We start from the raw sequence: 12,478 nt of genomic DNA on the forward strand, positions 1-12,478 counted from the left end.
GGTAAGAAATACTGAATGACCTCGATTAATAGCCCGAAGCCTAATAGCGGAAGAACTTTGGAAAGCCCCAATTTATTCCTGGGAAACGAAAAATCTGCCAGAAATCCTAAAACATAAAACGCCAAAATATGATTCACTTTGTCATTCATATTTTCGACCACTGGATAATTTATATGCGTCGTTGCGAGATGCGTAACAACTGCCAAAGCCGCCAACAATGCCAGCCTGAAGGTAATAATATTGGTTCGTGGCAAATCCATATTGGGTTTATTTTTCTTAAGGATTAACAAACAGTCCAATTAAAACGGTTTTTAGTGTCACCGCCTAATCTTGCACCCTGCGCCGATAGTGGAGAAATGGGGAGGGAGTCACATGTAACTACTCGAATACATGGTGGGCCCGCCAGGACTCGAACCTGGGACCAAGAGATTATGAGTCTCCTGCTCTAACCAACTGAGCTACAGGCCCAATTTAATGACAACGGGCCGGTATTGTACCGGCCCGTTGCGGGTGTGGATAGAACAGCGATGGCTTAGTCGAGGAAGCTGCGCAAATGCTCGGAACGGCTCGGGTGACGCAGCTTGCGTAGCGCCTTGGCTTCGATCTGGCGGATGCGTTCGCGGGTCACGTCGAACTGCTTGCCGACTTCTTCGAGGGTGTGGTCGGTATTCATGCCGATGCCGAAGCGCATGCGCAATACCTTGGCCTCGCGCGGGGTGAGCGTCTCGAGAATCTCCGAAGTCGCGTATTTCAGGCCGCTGCCGGTCGCGGCATCCGGAGGCGCCACGGAATTGGCGTCCTCGACAAAATCGCCCAGATGCGAATCCTCGTCGTCGCCAATCGGCGTCTCCATGGAAATCGGTTCCTTGGCGATCTTGAGCACCTTGCGGATCTTGTCTTCCGGCATGTCCATGCGACTCGCCAGCTCTTCCGGCGTGGCCTCGCGGCCCATTTCCTGCAACATCTGTCGGGAGATGCGGTTAAGCTTGTTGATCGTCTCGATCATGTGCACCGGGATGCGGATGGTGCGCGCCTGATCGGCGATCGAACGCGTGATCGCCTGGCGGATCCACCACGTCGCGTAGGTCGAGAACTTGTAACCACGGCGGTACTCGAACTTGTCCACCGCCTTCATCAGGCCGATATTGCCTTCCTGGATGAGGTCGAGAAATTGCAGCCCGCGGTTGGTGTATTTCTTGGCGATCGAAATTACGAGGCGCAGGTTGGCCTCGACCATTTCCTTCTTGGCGCGGCGGGCCTTGGCCTCGCCGATCGACATGCGGCGATTGACTTCCTTGAGCTCGCCGATCGGCAGGCCGGCACGTTCCTCGAGGTTCTTGAGCTTGTCCTGCACGGCGTGAATCGCGTCGGTATGATTCTCGATGACCGAGACATTGCCTTCACCGCACTTGATCGCCTTCTTGACCCAGCGCTTGTTGGTTTCGTGGCTGGGGAAAATCTTGATAAACGTCTTACGCGGCATCCGCGCCTTGTTCACGCAGATGTCCATGATGACTTTTTCCTGTTCGCGCGCGTATTCAACCAGCGCGCGAACATATTCCACCAGGCGGTTGATCTGTTTCGCGACGAATTTGGTCTGCATGAATTCATCGGCGAGTTTGGCCTGAACCCGCTTCACTTCCGGGCTGTCATAGCCCTTCTTCTCGATGGCCTTGAGCAGATTCAAGTGCAGTTTGCGGATACGCGCAAAGCGGATCAGCGCCTCTTCGCGGTTCGGGCCGGTTTCCTCCTCTTCGCTACCGCCTTCGCCGGAGCCGTTCTCTTCGTCGTCATCGACATCGGCAGCGGCCTTCTCGCTCGGGACTTCGGGCAGGGGAAGTTCGGTCGCATTGGGATCGACAAAATCCACCACCAGGTCGGTCAGACGCATCTGGTCGATCTCGACCAGATCCATCATGCGCACGACTTCGGCGATCGCCGCCGGGCAGGCGGCAATCGCTTCGGTCGTCTGGCGCACGCCGTCTTCGATGCGCTTGGCAAGGTCGATCTCGCCTTCGCGCGTGAGCAGCTCCACCGTGCCCATCTCGCGCATGTACATGCGCACCGGATCGGTGGTGCGTCCGAATTCGCTGTCGACGGCCGAGGTCACCACCTGCTCGGCCTCTTCCGCGGCCTCTTCTTCGTCTTCCGCCGGCGGAGGGGTTTCGGTGGTTTTGAGCAACAGGGTATCCGGATCGGGTGCTTCGTCGTAAACCGCGATCCCCATGTCGTTGATCATGTTCACCACCGCCTCGATCTGGTCGGTGTCATGAACATCTTCAGGCAAATGGTCGTTGATCTCACGATACGTGAGAAAACCTTGGGCTTTACCCTGAATGATCAGCTTTTTCAGCTGCGAACGTTGTGTTTCCTGATCCATTGAAATACCGTCTGCGGGTTTAGCCGCCTGAAAATTGTCTGTGTTGGAACATAGAAGCGCGCAAAACGCGAAAGTATAGCTTAAGTGGTTGCTCGCCCCAAATTTTTCAATGGCGAGAAGGAGATAGACGTGAATTGTCTCTCTTCACACTCAATAACCGTGCCAATTCGTCTTTTTCCATCTGGTTTAAACCTTGGACATGCTGTTTTTGCAAAAGTCGTTGGGTTCTTTGCTTGGATGAGGCAGCGCAAAGACGATTTATTACCGAGTCAAATTCCATTTCCACGTTTTCGGCCATGGCCGGATAGCCCCATACCGCCAGTCTGGAAAGATGATGTTGGTATTCACTATCGCTAAAACTCTCAATAATAGCGGCAGTATTCAGCGTTGGTGAATGTTTCAGCAAGCCACACAGCTCTAAAAACAATGGCATCCCTGGCAGATCAAGGCCGGCAAGCTCGCTTTCATTGCTCAGCTTTTTCGCCAATACAGGATGCTGCAACATCAGGGCAATTGCCCGACGCACAATGGAAGGCGGCTCCTGGGGCCCGCTGGAGGACCCGCGCCTCGCTGTCCTGAAAACATTGGCCGGCTCCGCGTTCCCCGACGGGACCGGCAACTTGCCCACATCCATGCGGCTCAACTCCGCCAAGCGGTCCAGCATCATCTGGCGCAAAACACCCGTTGGCATCTTGGACAGCAGCGGACGCGCGAGTTCCACCAGCCGGGCACGGCCGTCCATGCGGTTCATGTCCACCTGGCGCATGAGATTGTCGAACAGGTATTCCGGCAATGGGGTCGCAGTCTTCAGACGCGCCAGAAACGCATCCCTGCCCTCCTTGCGCACCAGCGTGTCCGGGTCCTCTCCTTCCGGCAGGAACAGGAAACTCGCCTGCCAGCCCTCGCGCAGTGCCGGCAACGCGTTATCCAGGGCGCGCCAGGCGGCCTCGCGCCCGGCGCGGTCGCCGTCGAAGCAGAAAATGACCTCCGGGGCATGGCGGAACAGGCGCTCGAGATGGTCGCGCGTGGTCGCGGTGCCCAGCGTGGCCACGGCGAAATCCACGCCGAACTGGGCCAGCGCCACGACGTCCATGTAGCCCTCGACCACCAGCACCCGGTTGTCGCGCTTGATCGCCTCGCGCGCGTGAAACAGGCCGTAGAGTTCGCGCCCTTTGTGGAACAGCGGCGTCTCGGGCGAGTTGAGGTATTTGGGCTCGCCCTTATCCAGTATCCGCCCCCCGAAGGCGACTACCCGCCCACGATAATCCTCGATCGGAAACATGATGCGATCACGGAAGCGGTCGTAATAGCCGCCAGCTTCTTTTTTGACCGCCAGGCCCGCGCGCGCCAGAGCTTCGCGGCTCGCGTCATCTTTGCCCAGGGCGCGCAGCAGGTTGTCCCAGCCATCCGGCGCAAAACCCAATCCGAATTCATGCGCGATCTCGCCGGTGATGCCGCGTCCCTTGAGATACTCCACCGCCCGGCCGGCCTGCGGATGCTCGCGTAGTTGCTGCCGGTAGAAACGCGACGCTTCACGCAGGATCTCGAGCAGGTTCGCGCCGCTGTCCTTGTCTTGCTCCGAAACTATCCCTGCTTCCTTGGGAACCTTGAGTCCCGCGCGGGCGGCGAGATCTTCGACCGCCTCCACGAAGCTCATGTGTTCGTAATCCATGAGAAAGCCGATGGCCGAACCGTGCGCGCCGCAACCGAAGCAGTGATAGAACTGTTTGTCGACACTGACAGTAAACGACGGGGTTTTTTCCTCGTGGAACGGGCAGCAGGCCTTGTAGTCCTTGCCGGCCTTTTTTAGCGGCACGTAAGAATCGATGACATCGACGATGTCGCTACGCGTCAGTAACTCGTCAATGAACTGCTTGGGGATGCGGCCGGCCATGCGGGTATTCTAAACAGGCCGGTGAAGCGCGGGAACGGAATGAATTTATGGAGCGGATTTACCGGGAAATAACGCGATCCGGATCAGGCGGCACCGAGCTTGGCTTTTATTTTGCCGCCTACTTGCCCCATGTCGGCCCGGCCCTGGAGCTTGGGCTTTAGCACGCCCATGACCTTACCCATGTCCTTGACCGAACTCGCCCCGGTGGCGGCAATGGCCTCGGCAATAAGCTTATCAATTTCGGCGTCGCCCAACTGCTGCGGCAGATAGGCCTGAAAGACGGCGATTTCTCCGGATTCCTTGTCGGCCAGTTCCGGGCGCCCGCCTTTCATATATTGCTCGATCGACTCACGGCCTTGCTTCACGAGCTTTTCGATCACGGCAACGACCTGCGCGTCGTCGAGCTGGATGCGCTCATCCACCTCGCGCCGCTGGATGGCGGCGCTCAGCATGCGCAGCGTGGTCACGCGCGATTCGTTCTTGTCGCGCATGGCCTGCTTGATGTCGTCTTTGATTTTTTCCTTAAGGCTCATCGCCCAAGGGACGGATGAAAATCAGGGGCGGGTGCCGGCAGCAGCGGCGGGTGCGGGAGGACGTGGATTGTTCCGACGCATGAGCTTCTTCAGTTCGCGTTTGCGCGCCGCGGCGGCCTTGCGCTTGCGGATTTCGGTCGGCTTTTCGTAGTGCTCGCGGCGACGCATTTCGGTGAATACGCCAGCTTTTTCGCATGAGCGGCGGAAACGGCGCAACGCCATTTCAAACGGTTCGTTGTCTTTAACCCGGACTGAAGGCATTGTTCCCCTCGCAAAAGTAGGCCGCCATATAGGGGCCGGTCAGATACGGAAAGGCGGCGATTCTATAGATTCCCGCCGGATTTGTACATCACAGACCGGAAATCCGGCCCTTCCCGTGTAAAATCGGCCCATGCGTGTGCTCGGGCTCGAAACCTCCTGCGATGACACCGGCGTAGCCCTCTTCGATTCCGGCCAGGGCCTGCTGGCGCATCGGCTGTTTTCCCAGACCGAACTGCACCTCGATTATGGCGGGGTGGTGCCGGAACTGGCCTCGCGCGACCACATTCGCAAGGCGCTGCCCCTGATCCGGGCAATCATGCAGGAAGCCAATACCCATCCTGAGCAGATCGATGGCATCGCCTACACCGCAGGCCCAGGGCTGGCTGGAGCGCTGCTCGTGGGCGCGGCTCTCGGCCGTTCGCTCGCCTTTGCCTGGAATGTGCCCTGCGTCGGCGTTCATCATATGGAAGGGCATCTGCTCTCGCCCATGCTCGAACCCGACCCGCCGGCCTTTCCCTTCACCGCGCTGCTGGTCTCGGGCGGGCACACACTGCTCGCCGACGTGCAGGCGCTGGGCCATTACACCATCCTGGGTGAATCCGTGGATGACGCCGTGGGCGAGGCCTTCGACAAGACCGCCAAACTGCTCGGCCTCGGTTATCCGGGCGGGCCCGCCATTGCGCAGGCAGCGTTGGGTGGCGACCCCAAGCGTTTTCAGTTTCCACGGCCCAAGACCGGACGGCTCAAGACCCAGGGCGCGCACCCGGGGCTCGATTTCAGTTTCAGCGGCCTGAAGACCGCGGTGGTCACCGCGGTGCAAAACCAGCCGCTGACGCCCCGGCTGGTCGCCGACATCGCCGCCTCATTCGAAGAAGCTGCCGTGGATGTGCTGGCGATCAAGTGCGAGTGGGCGCTCGAGCAAACCGGCGCGAAGCAACTGGTGGTAGCCGGCGGCGTTAGCGCCAACCGGAAATTGCGCGAACGTCTGACACTTCTTTCTGAAAAACTCGGCGTGCGCGTTTTTTTCCCGCGGCCGGAATTCTCCACCGACAACGGCGCCATGATCGCCTACGCCGGATATCTGCGTCTGGCGGCGGGACAGCGTGAGCCGTTGGCTTTCGGCGCGCGGGCGCGCTGGCGCATCGAGGAAATCGGGGCGATCAAAAACTAACTAACGTCCGATCTTGGTTTCCGTGCCGGCGATGAGATTGCGGATGTTGGAGCGGTGCCGAAATATCAAAATCGCGCTCATGACGATCATGGTCGCCAGATAGGGAGTGCCCGGCGACAGCCACGCGACATACAACGGTGCGAGCGCGGATGCCGCCAGCGCCGCCAGCGAGGAATAGCGGAACAGCAGCGCCATGAGTATCCAGGTGGCGAGCAATGCCAGGCCGACCCAGGGATTGAGCGCGAACCACACACCCAGCGCCGTCGCTACCCCCTTGCCACCGCGGAAACTGAAGAACACCGGGAACAGGTGGCCGAGAAAAGCGGCGAAACCACAGAGCGTGATAATCACGGCGTCGGCGGTCAGGGCGCGAGCGATCAGCACCGGAATGACCCCCTTGAGAATATCCCCTATTAGCGTCAGCACCGCTGCCGTCTTGCCGCCATAACGCAGGATATTGGTCGCACCGGGATTCCTGGAGCCGACCTCGCGCGGATCCTGAAGGCCCATCGCGCGCGCGATCAGCACCGCGGTCGATATGGAACCGAACAGGTAGGCCGCCAGCGGCAGGAGATAAATCAGCATGAGGCGCTATTGGAATGTGTTTGCACCGGTGGCGTCAAGAGACAGCACCGGGCTTTTTGGTTATATTTCCACGACAATCACGAGCCCGCCTCATGGACATCATCTACCTCCACGACCTCAAGATCGAGTGCATCATCGGTATCTGGGAGTGGGAACGCCGCGTCAAGCAGACCATCATCCTCGACCTCGACATGGCCGTGGACATCCGCCGTGCCGCGGCCACGGACCGCATCGACGATACGCTCAATTACAAGGCCGTGGCCAAGCGACTCATTGATTTCGTCGGCAACTCGCAATTCCAGCTGGTCGAAACCCTGGCCGAGAAGGTCGCTGAAATTCTGCTTGCCGAGTTCAAACTCAAGTGGGTGCGGGTACGCGTCAACAAGAAAGGCGCCGTCCGCGGTGCCGGCGACGTGGGCATCATCATCGAACGCGGCGAGGTGTAAGCCTGTGCCGCGGGTGCACATCGGAATCGGCAGCAACATCGACAGGGAAAACAGCATTCGCGGAGCGGTGCGCGAACTGCCGGTGCATTACGGCCCTCTCACCCTGTCCCCCGTATACGAAAGCAAGGCCCATGGTTTCGAGGGCGATAACTTCTACAATCTCGTGGCGGGCTTCGACACCGCCGAGCCGATCGAACGCATCAAGGAAACGCTTTCACACATCGAGTTACGCTTTGGGCGCAGCCGCCGGGAAAATCGCTTCAGCGCGCGCACGCTCGACCTGGACTTGCTGCTCTACGACGATATCGTGCGGCATGACAGCCAGGCCAATCTGCCGCATCCGGACATTCAGCGTTACGCCTTCGTGCTGCGTCCGCTGGCGGATATCGCGCCGGATCTGCGGCACCCGGAAACGGGGCTCAGCTACGCCAGGATGTGGGAGCAGTTCAGTTCAGGAAAACAGGAAATCTGGAAAACGGATTTTGATCCGCGTTCGTAATGCAACGATGCTTCCTACATCACCACCCAGCGTCCGCCGTCCACCGCCAGCACCTGACCGGTAATGAAACCGGCGTCGCGAATCAGAAACAGCGCCGTGCGCGCGACATCGTCGGGTTCGCCGGAGCGCTTGAGCGGTGTGCGCGAAATGATTCGTTGCTTGGACATTTCATCGAGGTCGCTCTCGGGCCAGAGGATGACCCCGGGGGCGATGGCATTGACCCGTATCTCCGGTCCCAGCTCTCGCGCCAATGCCTTGGTGAGCATGATCACGCCGGCCTTGGCGACACTGTAGATGAGATAACCGATCAGCGGGCGGTCGCCGTAAATATCCGCGATGTTGACGATACAACCGCCGGTTTTCCTGAGGTGCGGTGCGGCTGCCTGCGCGAGAAAATACGGTGCCTTGAGATTGGTGCCCACGATATCGTCCCACTGTGATTCGGTCGCCTCGCCGACGGGGGTGGGATAAAAGCGCGAGGCATTGTTGATCAGCACGTCGAGACGATCGAAGGATTCGACGGTTTCGAACACCAGGTTCCGCGCCTGGCGCTCACCGCTGTTGAGGTCCCCGCGCACCAGCATCACCGATTCCGGCCGGTTCTGGTGCAATTCCTCCTGCAGGGCATGGGCGGCTTTTTCCGAAGTGTGATAATGAATCACGAGCTTCATGCCCTGGGCATGCAGCATGCGCGCCACGGCCGCACCAATGCGGTGCGCGCCACCCGTGATCAGGGCTACCTTGCCTTCGAGGGGGTTGTCCGCCATAAATGAAGCCCTATTTCATTCGTCCTGACATAAGATTTAGAAGCTTTACTTCGCTACGTTCGTTCGTCTTGATCATAGAATATCCAGTATAGTTCCAGACTCGACACGATACCGGTTGCCCGTCCTTGCGCCAAGCCGCCCGATGAAATCGCCCGACCGCCATGGCCAGACGGCCAGTCCCGACCCACGCGCATTGCCGCCCCCGACAGCAGAAGAACAGGAGCATAGCAGCCAGCTCCAGCAGCTTATTCGCGAGGAAATCGCAGCATGCGGCGGGCTCATTTCCTTTGCCCGTTTCATGGAACTGGCGCTCTATGCCCCGCGGCTGGGCTACTACGCGGCCGGAAAGTACAAATTCGGCGTGGCGGGCGATTTCGTCACCGCCCCGGAAATGGGTTCTTTGTTCGCGCGCTGTCTCGCGCGTCCGTGCCAATCGATTCTGGCGCAAGTCGGGGGCGGCGATATCCTGGAGGCCGGCGCCGGGAGCGGCGCGCTGGCAGCCGATCTGCTGCACGAACTTGAAGCGCTGGACCATCTCCCGGAACATTATCTGATTCTCGAACTCAGCAATGATTTGCGCAATCGTCAGGCCGAGACGCTGCGTCACAAGGCCCCGCAGCTGTTGAAGCGCGTACACTGGCTCGACGCCCTGCCGGTCGAGTTTCGCGGCGTGCTACTGGCCAACGAACTGCTGGACGCCATGCCCAGTGAGCGTTTCCGGATCGCGGAGGACGGCGTCCGGCAATTACACGTCACGTGGGAAACTGACCGCTTCGTGTGGCGGGAAAAACAGGCGGATGAAGCGATCCGGGCTCGCATCGAACCGCTTGCCCTGTCAACGGGTTACACCTCGGAGATCAATTTCATGGCTGAGGCCTGGGTGCGCAGCGCTGCCGATATTCTGAAACAGGGGGCGATGTTGCTGATCGACTACGGCTTCCCGCGCACCGAGTTTTATCATCCACAACGCTCCGATGGCACGCTCATGTGCCACTATCGTCATCGCGTCCATGACGATCCGCTGATACTCATCGGTCTGCAGGACATTACCGCGCACGTCGATTTTACCGCCATCGCCGATGCCGCAACCGGGACTGGTCTGTCGCTGCTCGGCTACACTTCGCAGGCGGCGTTTCTGATCGGCAGCGGACTGGAGCAGTTGATGTCAGTCTCGGATCCGGAGGACGTGCGCGCCCACCTCGAGCTGACGCAGCAGGTCAAGAAGCTCACCTCGCCGCACGAAATGGGTGAGTTGTATAAAGTCATCGCCCTCGGGCGCGGTATCCAGGAATCGTTCCCGGGATTTGCGGTTCATGACCGGCGCGGGCGCCTCTGAATCGAGCGTAAATAAAACAATGATCAAAACGATAGTTACCGACATCGAAGGAACCACCTCATCGCTGTCCTTTGTGAAGGACGTGCTGTTTCCCTATTCGCGCGCGCACATGTCGGAGTTCGTACGCGCCCACGCGCAGGAACCGGCGGTGCGGCATGAGCTGGATGAGGTGCGGCGGCTGAGCGGGAAGAATCTGACCGACGCGGAAGTCATAGAACAGCTCCTGCACTGGATCGCCGAGGACAAGAAGCTCACACCGCTGAAATGCTTGCAGGGCATGATCTGGGAAGACGGCTACAAAAAAGGCGACTTCAAGGGGCACATGTACGAAGACGCCGTGCGCCATCTGCAGAAATGGAAACAGGTCGGTATCCGGCTGTATGTCTTTTCCTCAGGCTCGGTCCAGGCCCAGAAGCTGCTGTTCGCGCACACCGGCTACGGCGACCTGACGCTGCTGTTTTCAGGCTATTTCGACACGAATATCGGCAACAAGCGCGAGGCCGGCTCGTACCGCAAGATCACCGCGGCCATCGGCAGCGCGCCCGATGACATCCTGTTTCTTTCCGACATACCCGAAGAACTCGACGCCGCACAGGCCGCGGGAATGCAAACCATTTGGCTGGTAAGGGACGGGACTATCGATCCCAAGGCGGCGCACCGGCAGGCCCGAAACTTCGACGAAATTATGATTTAAGTCGCCGCGCCCACAGGTCGTGTTCGCCGGCGCGCGTGACGCGGACCTCGCAGAAATCGCCCGGCTTCAGGCCCTTCGCGTCCGCGACAAAAACCACGCCGTCGATTTCGGGTGCGTCGGCGCTGGAGCGAGCCACCGCCTGGCCTTCCTCGATGCCGTCCACCAGCACCGTCAGGGTTCTGCCGACCTTGCGCTGTAATTTTTCCGCGGAAATTTCCGCCTGTAATTCCATGAAGCGCGTCAATCGTTCCTGTTTGATTTCCTCTGGCACTGCATCAGCCAAGGCGTTGGCGACGGCGCCCTCCACCGGTGAATAGGCGAAGCAGCCGACGCGGTCGAGCTGTGCCGCGCGCAGGAAATCGAGCAGCTCTTCAAACTCCCGCTCCGTCTCGCCCGGGAAACCGACGATGAAGGTGGAACGCAGCGTGATGTCGGGGCAAACCGCGCGCCAGTTTTCGATGCGCACCAGATTGTTCTCGGCGCTGGCCGGACGTTTCATTAGTTTCAGTATCCGCGAACTCGCGTGCTGAAACGGCACATCGAGATACGGCAGGATTTTTCCTTCCGCCATGAGCGGAATGATCTCATCCACGTGCGGATAGGGATAAACGTAATGCAACCGCACCCACACGCCCAGTTCGCCCAGCGCACGCGCGAGTTCGGTCATGCGCGTCTTGACCGGCCGGCCGTGCCAGAAGCCGGGGCGGTATTTCACATCCACGCCGTAGGCGCTGGTATCCTGCGAAATCACGAGCAGCTCTTTCACGCCGCTCTTCACTAGATTTTCCGCCTCCTGCATAACTTCGCCGATGTCACGGCTCACGAGATCACCGCGCATCGAAGGAATGATGCAGAAGGTGCAGCGATGATTGCAGCCCTCGGCGATCTTGAGATAGGCGTAATGCCGCGGCGTGAGCCTGATCCCCTGCGCCGGCACGAGATCGGTGTAGGGGTCATGCGGCTTCGGCAGGTGTGCGTGCACCGATTGCATGACTTCCTCGAGCGCATGCGGGCCGGTGACTGCCAGCACCTGCGGATGCGCCTGTTTCACGATGTCGCCCTTGGCGCCGAGACAACCGGTGACGATCACACGGCCGTTCTCCGCCAGCGCCTCGCCGATCGCGTCGAGCGACTCCTCCACCGCTGCATCAATGAAACCGCAGGTGTTGACCACCACGAGGTCCGCGCCTGCGTATTCCGGCGAGATCTCATAACCCTCGGCGCGCAATTGCGTGAGGATGCGTTCGGAATCCACCAGCGCCTTGGGGCATCCCAGGCTGACGAACCCGACCCGGGGCACGGGAGTAACCCCGGTCTGCGCGGCCGGGCGTGAAGGAACCGCTTTGGACATGGCTTATTCCACCTTGAGGTAGGCGTAGCCCTGGTGTTGCAATTCCGCGATGCGCACCACGCCGGAGGGCACCAACGTTACGCCAGAAATGACCTTTTCCCTGGGCAGGTGCACGGCCTCGCGCGTGATGTCGCAGAGTTCGAGCTTTACGCCTTCGTTGTCGCGCAGCGTCGCCAGCCGGGTCAGCAATTCCGCGCGGCGCTGCTTGAGGACGGGGTCCTCGGCAAACGGCGTGCCGGTGAGTTTGTCCTGCGTGACAAAACGAATCCCGTAGGAAACGAACACGATACGCACATCATATTCCTTGAGCTCGGACTGATAGGTCGAAACCATATTATGGATATTGGACAGCATGGCGCTGAAGCGGCGCGGGTCGGCAAAATCGGCGTGGTACACCACTTTGATTGCCTCTTCCGCCGGCTTCACGGCGGATTGATCGGCCGCCACCGCATTCAAGGTGCTAGCCGCCCATAACACCAGCATTGCCATGAACATCCGTCGCAACGGATTACACAATCTCTTGATCATGATTCACCTTCCTGACTAGCTCCCCGACGGACG

Annotated in this window: 14 protein-coding genes and 1 tRNA gene; 5 read left to right on the forward strand and 10 right to left on the reverse strand. The window is 59.6% G+C overall.

The window, feature by feature from the left end; translation table 11 throughout:
• The 6 genes from WB402_RS06265 to rpsU all read right to left on the reverse strand — a co-directional run.
• Positions 1-260 (reverse strand): VanZ family protein (locus tag WB402_RS06265; RefSeq protein WP_424206064.1); only part of this gene is annotated, 260 nt, incomplete at its 3' end.
• Between the two features lie 131 nt (positions 261-391).
• Positions 392-468, reverse strand: a tRNA-Ile gene (locus tag WB402_RS06270).
• A 64-nt stretch (positions 469-532) separates the two neighbouring features.
• Positions 533-2,491, reverse strand: a complete 1,959-nt coding sequence (gene rpoD / locus WB402_RS06275; protein ID WP_424206077.1) for an RNA polymerase sigma factor RpoD — start codon at positions 2,489-2,491, stop codon at positions 533-535.
• Complete coding sequence (dnaG, locus tag WB402_RS06280; protein ID WP_424206065.1) at positions 2,487-4,274, reverse strand: DNA primase; 1,788 nt, start codon at positions 4,272-4,274, stop codon at positions 2,487-2,489. The genes rpoD and dnaG overlap by 5 nt, the downstream gene beginning before the upstream one ends.
• A gap of 83 nt (positions 4,275-4,357) precedes the next feature.
• The gene (locus WB402_RS06285; RefSeq protein WP_424206066.1) at positions 4,358-4,807 is read right to left on the reverse strand and encodes a GatB/YqeY domain-containing protein; all 450 of its coding nucleotides are present in this window, start codon (positions 4,805-4,807) and stop codon (positions 4,358-4,360) included.
• Between the two features lie 21 nt (positions 4,808-4,828).
• A complete protein-coding gene (rpsU, locus tag WB402_RS06290; RefSeq protein WP_424206067.1) occupies positions 4,829-5,068 on the reverse strand; it encodes a 30S ribosomal protein S21 in 240 nt (79 codons plus the stop codon).
• A 130-nt stretch (positions 5,069-5,198) separates the two neighbouring features.
• Here rpsU and tsaD point away from each other — a divergent pair, with 130 nt between their 5' ends.
• Positions 5,199-6,239, forward strand: a complete 1,041-nt coding sequence (gene tsaD / locus WB402_RS06295; protein WP_424206068.1) for a tRNA (adenosine(37)-N6)-threonylcarbamoyltransferase complex transferase subunit TsaD — start codon at positions 5,199-5,201, stop codon at positions 6,237-6,239.
• On the opposite strand, the gene plsY is transcribed toward tsaD, so the two are convergent.
• On the reverse strand, positions 6,240-6,824 hold the full coding sequence (gene plsY / locus WB402_RS06300) for a glycerol-3-phosphate 1-O-acyltransferase PlsY (RefSeq protein ID WP_424206069.1): 585 nt from the start codon (positions 6,822-6,824) through the stop codon (positions 6,240-6,242).
• Positions 6,825-6,916: 92 nt separating this feature from the next.
• On the opposite strand from plsY, the gene folB reads away from it, so the two are divergent.
• Both folB and folK read left to right on the forward strand, forming a co-directional pair.
• Positions 6,917-7,270, forward strand: a complete 354-nt coding sequence (gene folB, locus WB402_RS06305; protein WP_424206070.1) for a dihydroneopterin aldolase — start codon at positions 6,917-6,919, stop codon at positions 7,268-7,270.
• 4 nt (positions 7,271-7,274) lie between these two features.
• On the forward strand, positions 7,275-7,769 hold the full coding sequence (gene folK / locus WB402_RS06310; protein WP_424206071.1) for a 2-amino-4-hydroxy-6-hydroxymethyldihydropteridine diphosphokinase: 495 nt from the start codon (positions 7,275-7,277) through the stop codon (positions 7,767-7,769).
• A 14-nt stretch (positions 7,770-7,783) separates the two neighbouring features.
• On the opposite strand, the gene WB402_RS06315 is transcribed toward folK, so the two are convergent.
• Positions 7,784-8,536 carry a pteridine reductase gene (locus WB402_RS06315; protein ID WP_424206072.1) on the reverse strand — a complete coding sequence of 251 codons (753 nt, stop codon included), beginning with the start codon at positions 8,534-8,536 and terminating at the stop codon, positions 7,784-7,786.
• A 142-nt stretch (positions 8,537-8,678) separates the two neighbouring features.
• Here WB402_RS06315 and WB402_RS06320 point away from each other — a divergent pair, with 142 nt between their 5' ends.
• Positions 8,679-9,872 (forward strand): class I SAM-dependent methyltransferase, encoded by a 1,194-nt coding sequence (locus tag WB402_RS06320; RefSeq protein ID WP_424206073.1) that lies wholly within the window; start codon positions 8,679-8,681, stop codon positions 9,870-9,872.
• A 19-nt stretch (positions 9,873-9,891) separates the two neighbouring features.
• Entirely contained in the window at positions 9,892-10,566 is a 675-nt protein-coding gene (gene mtnC / locus WB402_RS06325) for an acireductone synthase (RefSeq protein ID WP_424206074.1), read from the forward strand.
• Here mtnC and rimO read toward each other — a convergent pair.
• Together rimO and WB402_RS06335 are read right to left on the reverse strand one after the other, a co-directional pair.
• On the reverse strand, positions 10,556-11,917 hold the full coding sequence (rimO, locus tag WB402_RS06330) for a 30S ribosomal protein S12 methylthiotransferase RimO (protein ID WP_424206075.1): 1,362 nt from the start codon (positions 11,915-11,917) through the stop codon (positions 10,556-10,558). The genes mtnC and rimO overlap by 11 nt on opposite strands.
• A 3-nt stretch (positions 11,918-11,920) precedes the next feature.
• Positions 11,921-12,445, reverse strand: coding sequence for a DsrE family protein (locus tag WB402_RS06335; RefSeq protein ID WP_424206076.1), 525 nt, complete (start codon positions 12,443-12,445; stop codon positions 11,921-11,923).
• Positions 12,446-12,478: the final 33 nt, after the last annotated feature.

This window comes from Sulfuricaulis sp., from assembly GCF_049587675.1.
GTDB lineage: Bacteria > Pseudomonadota > Gammaproteobacteria > Acidiferrobacterales > Sulfurifustaceae > Sulfuricaulis.

Bases quoted from the DNA above. Each gene is read 5' to 3' on its own strand.
- dnaG (WP_424206065.1), bottom strand. From the start codon at position 4,274: ATGGCCGGCCGCATCCCCAAGCAGTTCATTGACGAGTTACTGACGCGT.
- WB402_RS06285 (WP_424206066.1), bottom strand. From the start codon at position 4,807: ATGAGCCTTAAGGAAAAAATCAAAGACGACATCAAGCAGGCCATGCGC.
- rpsU (WP_424206067.1), bottom strand. From the start codon at position 5,068: ATGCCTTCAGTCCGGGTTAAAGACAACGAACCGTTTGAAATGGCGTTG.
- tsaD (WP_424206068.1), top strand. From the start codon at position 5,199: ATGCGTGTGCTCGGGCTCGAAACCTCCTGCGATGACACCGGCGTAGCC.
- plsY (WP_424206069.1), bottom strand. From the start codon at position 6,824: ATGCTGATTTATCTCCTGCCGCTGGCGGCCTACCTGTTCGGTTCCATA.
- folB (WP_424206070.1), top strand. From the start codon at position 6,917: ATGGACATCATCTACCTCCACGACCTCAAGATCGAGTGCATCATCGGT.
- WB402_RS06315 (WP_424206072.1), bottom strand. From the start codon at position 8,536: ATGGCGGACAACCCCCTCGAAGGCAAGGTAGCCCTGATCACGGGTGGC.
- WB402_RS06320 (WP_424206073.1), top strand. From the start codon at position 8,679: ATGAAATCGCCCGACCGCCATGGCCAGACGGCCAGTCCCGACCCACGC.
- mtnC (WP_424206074.1), top strand. From the start codon at position 9,892: ATGATCAAAACGATAGTTACCGACATCGAAGGAACCACCTCATCGCTG.
- rimO (WP_424206075.1), bottom strand. From the start codon at position 11,917: ATGTCCAAAGCGGTTCCTTCACGCCCGGCCGCGCAGACCGGGGTTACT.
- WB402_RS06335 (WP_424206076.1), bottom strand. From the start codon at position 12,445: ATGATCAAGAGATTGTGTAATCCGTTGCGACGGATGTTCATGGCAATG.